This window comes from Methyloversatilis discipulorum (assembly GCF_018780585.1).
GTDB classification, from domain to species: Bacteria; Pseudomonadota; Gammaproteobacteria; order Burkholderiales; family Rhodocyclaceae; genus Methyloversatilis; species Methyloversatilis discipulorum_B.
Genome location: NZ_JADMJL010000048.1, coordinates 1 through 4563, shown reverse-complemented (window position 1 = coordinate 4563; position 4563 = coordinate 1). Strand labels below are relative to the sequence as shown.

Below are 4563 nucleotides of genomic sequence, written 5' to 3'. Positions count from 1 at the left end.
ACCTTTCGACCCAACCGCTCACGGTGCTTGACTCGGATAACAGTATCTACAGGGGGCGTGCGCTCGACCTGCGGCCCGAGCCTGGACCAGGGTTCTGTGGGAAGGGTCTTCTGACCCCGACGGGGCCTGTGATCAAGCACTGCCTCTCGCTCAGGCGCTGCGGTCGCGGTCGGAAGACCGCTCCTACAGGGGGCGTGCGCTCGACCTGCGGCCCGAGCCTGGACCAGATTCTGTGGGAGGGGTCCTCTGACCCCGACGCGGCGTGTGATCAAGCACCGTCTCTGGCTCAGGCGCCGCGGTCGCGGTCGGAAGACCGCTCCTACGAGGGTGTGTTTTCGCGAGGCTCAGGCCGCCTTGCGCAGCACGATGCGCCCGGCCATGCCGGCGCAGCCGAAGGCTTCGAAGCGCTCGATGCACAGGTCACGAGCGGCGGCCATGGCGTCCTTCATGAACTTGCGCGGGTCGAACTCGGACGGGTCCTTCGCCATCGCGCGGCGCATGGCGCCGGTCATCGCGAGACGGATGTCGGTGTCGATGTTGACCTTGCGCACGCCGTGGCGGATGCCTTCCTGGATTTCCTCGACCGGCACGCCATAGGTTTCGCGGATGTCGCCGCCATGCTCGCGGATGATGCCCAGCCAGTCCTGCGGCACGCTGCTCGAACCGTGCATGACCAGGTGGGTGTTCGGGATGCGCGCATGGATGGCCTTGATGCGGTCGATGGCGAGGATGTCGCCGGTCGGCTTGCGGCTGAACTTGTAGGCGCCGTGGCTGGTGCCGATGGCGATGGCCAGCGCGTCGACGCCGGTGGCGGCGACGAATTCGGCGGCCTGGTCCGGGTCGGTCAGCATCTGGTCGTGGGTGAGCACGCCGGCCGCGCCCACGCCATCTTCCTCGCCGGCGGTGCCCGATTCCAGCGACCCGAGGCAGCCCAGTTCGCCCTCTACCGATACGCCGACCGCATGCGCCATGTCGACCACGCGGCGCGTCACGTCTACGTTGTATTCGTAGCTGGCGGGCGTCTTCGCGTCTTCCATCAGCGAGCCGTCCATCATGACGCTGGTGAAACCGGAGCGGATCGCCTGCACGCACACCGCAGGACTGGCGCCGTGATCCTGATGCAGCACGATGGGCAGCTCCGGATACATCTCGGCGGCCGCTTCCACCATGCGCCGCAGGAAAGGTTCGCCGGCGTACTTCCGCGCACCGGCCGAAGCCTGCAGGATGACCGGCGCATTGACCTTCTGCGCCGCCTGCATGATGGCCTGGATCTGTTCCAGATTGTTGATGTTGAAGGCGGGCACGCCGTAGCCGTGTTCGGCGGCGTGGTCGAGCAGCTGGCGCAGGGAAATCATGGGCATGGCTTTTCCTTTAGGGATTAGGGATTAGGGATCAGGGGCTAGGGGCTGGGAATCAGGGGCTGAGGGGGCGGTGCATGGCGCGGGCGGTGTCGACCACGCGGTGGGCGTAGCCGAGGTCGCCGCGGTAGCCGGCGCACACCTTGACGACGCGGCCGGACACCTGGGTCCAACCGGATTCGAAGATGCAGGAGCGGGTATCGCGGTCGGACAGTGCGGTGGTGAAGGGCGTGTCGCCGTAGCGCACGATGTCGGCCCAGTCGCCGAAGGCGGCGGCCTGCATCAGGCTGTTCACTTCCTCCACCGAGCTGGCGCGTTCGGCGACGAACACCATGCCGACCAGCGACGCATGCACGCCGGGGATGCGCATCGGTTCGGTTTCGTCGAAGCAGTGGTCCAGCTCCGGCAGCACGCGGTGCAGGTGTTCGGCGGCACCGGTGCGTTGCGGCAGGCTGCCAGCATCCACGTCGTGCGGCCGGCTGTGTACGGCGGTCAGCATCCCGTTCGAAATGCCGAGCGCGTCGTGCAGCACGCGCGCCACCGGCGCGATGCAGTGCGTCGCGCGACAGGCGCTGTGCACGCTGCGGTGGCTGTCGCGCAGCGCGTGATGGTTGATGCCATAGACCACGGTCTTGTCGTGCCGCGCTGCAGCCGGTGCGCAGTTCAGCACCTTGCGCGCGCCGGCCCCGAGATGGTCGCGTGCATCGCCGCCCGAGCAGTCGAGCACGATGTCCACCGCGTGCCGCTTCCACGGCAGGCGGCGGGTGTCGCGTTCGCGCAGTCGCACGAAGTCAGTACCCTCGACGTCGGCATCGGCGTCGCCGCTGCCGGGGGGCGCGTTCAGCGCGACCAGTTCCAGATCGTCGCGGCCCGCGAGTGCGCGCAGCACGCTGGCGGCGAGACGGCCGCCGCCGTCGATGGCGATACGGGTCGCCGTCATGGTCAGCTGGCCGCCAGCGCTTCGCGCTCGGCGTGCGCTGCACCGTGCGCCGCCACCAGCGCGCGGGCACGCGTGGCCACCGCTTCCGGCGTGATGCCGAAGTGCTTGAACAGCAGACCGGCCGGCGCCGATTCGCCGAAGCGGTCGAGGCCCACCACGTCGCCGCTGACGCCGGCTTCGCCGACATACTTCCACCAGTGCGCGGTGCAGCCGGCTTCGATGGCCAGTCTCGGCAGCCGGCGCGGGATCACGTCCTCACGCCAGCGCGCGTCCTGTCGCTCGAACGCTTCGACGCAGGGCATGGACACCACGCGCGCCGCGATGCCGTCTGCCGCCAGCAGTTCGGCCGCGAGCAATGCGATGCCGACCTCGGAGCCGGTGGCGATCAGGCACACCTGCTCGTCGCGCGGATGGCGCAGCACATAGCCGCCGCGCGCGATGTCGTCGATGCGCACACTGCCGTCACCGGCATGCGGCAGCGCCTGGCGTGACAGCAGCAGACAGGCCGGACCGGGCTGTGCGCTGGCACCACGGCGCAGCGCCTCACGCCAGGCGACCGCTGTTTCGGTGGCGTCGCACGGACGCCAGACGTCGACGTTCGGAATCAGCCGCAGGCTGGCGGCGTGCTCGACCGGCTGATGTGTCGGGCCGTCCTCGCCAAGGCCGATCGAATCGTGCGTGAACACATAGGTGACCGGCAGATGCATCAGCGCCGACATGCGGATGGCGTTGCGCGCGTAGTCGGAGAAGGTGAGGAAGGTGCCGCCGTAGGGCCGGTAGCCGCCGTGCAGCGCCACACCGTTCATCACCGCCGCCATGCCGAATTCGCGCACGCCGTAGTGCACGTGGTTGCCGATGCCGTCACCCTTCAAGGGGCGGTGGCCCTTCCAGTCCGTCAGGTTGGAGCCGGTCAGGTCAGCCGAGCCGCCGAGCAGTTCCGGCATTGCTGGCGCGATGATGTGCAGTGCGTCCTGCGAGGCCTTGCGCGTCGCGACCGAGGCGGCGCGTGCTTCGGCGGCGTCGCAGGCGGCTTCGAGCGCGCGCAGCGCGTCGGACGACAGCGTGGCGTCGCTCTTCAGCCGGCGGCGCAGTTCGGCCGCCAGTTCGGGGAAGGCCCTGGCGTAATAGTCGACGCGCTGCTGCCAGCTGCGGTGCGCCGCGGCGCCGCGTTCGCGCGCCGACCAGGCGGCCTGCAGCGCGGCAGGAATCTCGAACGGCGCGGCGGTCCAGCCCAGCGCTTCGCGGGTGAGCGCGATCTCCGCATCACCGAGCGCCTCGCCGTGCGCCTTGGCGGTGCCGGCGCGGTTGGGCGAGCCCTGGCCGATGCGCGTTTCGCAGCACACGAGCACCGGCCTGTCGCTCGCGAGCGCGGTTTCGATCGCCGCGTCGAGCGCGACCGGGCTGTGGCCGTCGACGTTGCGGATGACCGTCCAGCCGTAGGACTCGAAGCGCGCCGGCGTGTCGTCGGTGAACCAGCCACTCACGTCGCCGTCAATGGAAATGCCGTTGTCGTCGTAGAACACGACCAGCTTGTTCAGCTTCCACGTGCCGGCCAGCGAACACACTTCGTGGCTGATGCCTTCCATCAGGCAACCGTCGCCGACGAAGGCCCAGGTGCGGTGATCGATCACCGCGTGGCCCGGCCGGTTGAATTCGGCGGCGAGCAGCTTCTCTGCGAGTGCCATGCCGACCGCGTTGGCGATGCCCTGGCCGAGCGGGCCGGTGGTGGTTTCCACACCCGGCGTGATGTCGACCTCCGGGTGGCCCGGCGTGCGCGAATGCAGCTGGCGGAAGCGGCGCAGTTCGTCCATCGGCAGGTCATAGCCGGTGAGGTGCAGCAGCGCGTACAGCAGCATCGAGCCGTGGCCGTTGGACAGCACGAAGCGGTCGCGGTCCGGCCACTGCGGGTCGGCCGGATCGTGCTTCAGGTGGTGGCGCCACAGCGCCTCGGCGATGTCGGCCATGCCCATCGGCATGCCCGGGTGACCGGAGTTGGCGGCCTGCACGGCGTCCATCGCCAGCGCCCGGATCGCGTTGGCGCACTGCGTGCGGAGAAAGAGGTTCGCGTCGTTCATGGGAAGTCCTCGGAATCTGTCAGGCGGCGCGCAGCTGACGGCGGCGTTCGATCAGGCGCAGGATCATCGGCGTGAAGATGAGCTGCATCGCCAGTTCCATCTTTCCGCCCGGCACCACCAGCGTGTTGGCACGCGACATGAAGGAGTCGTGCAGCATGCTCAGCAGGTAGGGGAAGTCGAAGCCGCGCGG

Annotated in this window: 3 protein-coding genes; all 3 read right to left on the bottom strand. The window is 69.1% G+C overall.

The annotated features are described in order from the left end of the window. Nucleotides 1-344 precede the first annotated feature (344 nt). Genes fba through tkt form a run of 3 tightly spaced genes read right to left on the bottom strand, consistent with a single transcriptional unit; the run spans nt 345 to nt 4373 of the window. On the bottom strand, nt 345-1361 hold the full coding sequence (gene fba / locus IV112_RS18380) for a class II fructose-bisphosphate aldolase (RefSeq protein WP_008063508.1): 1017 nt from the start codon (nt 1359-1361) through the stop codon (nt 345-347). 52 nt (nt 1362-1413) lie between these two features. Then, a complete protein-coding gene (locus IV112_RS18375; RefSeq protein ID WP_304005943.1) occupies nt 1414-2298 on the bottom strand; it encodes an aldehyde dehydrogenase in 885 nt (294 codons plus the stop codon). A gap of 2 nt (nt 2299-2300) precedes the next feature. Beyond that, a complete protein-coding gene (gene tkt, locus IV112_RS18370; RefSeq protein ID WP_304005942.1) occupies nt 2301-4373 on the bottom strand; it encodes a transketolase in 2073 nt (690 codons plus the stop codon). Nucleotides 4374-4563 lie beyond the last annotated feature (190 nt).

Bases quoted from the DNA above. Each gene is read 5' to 3' on its own strand.
- fba (WP_008063508.1), bottom strand. From the start codon at position 1,361: ATGCCCATGATTTCCCTGCGCCAGCTGCTCGACCACGCCGCCGAACAC.
- IV112_RS18375 (WP_304005943.1), bottom strand. From the start codon at position 2,298: ATGACGGCGACCCGTATCGCCATCGACGGCGGCGGCCGTCTCGCCGCC.
- tkt (WP_304005942.1), bottom strand. From the start codon at position 4,373: ATGAACGACGCGAACCTCTTTCTCCGCACGCAGTGCGCCAACGCGATC.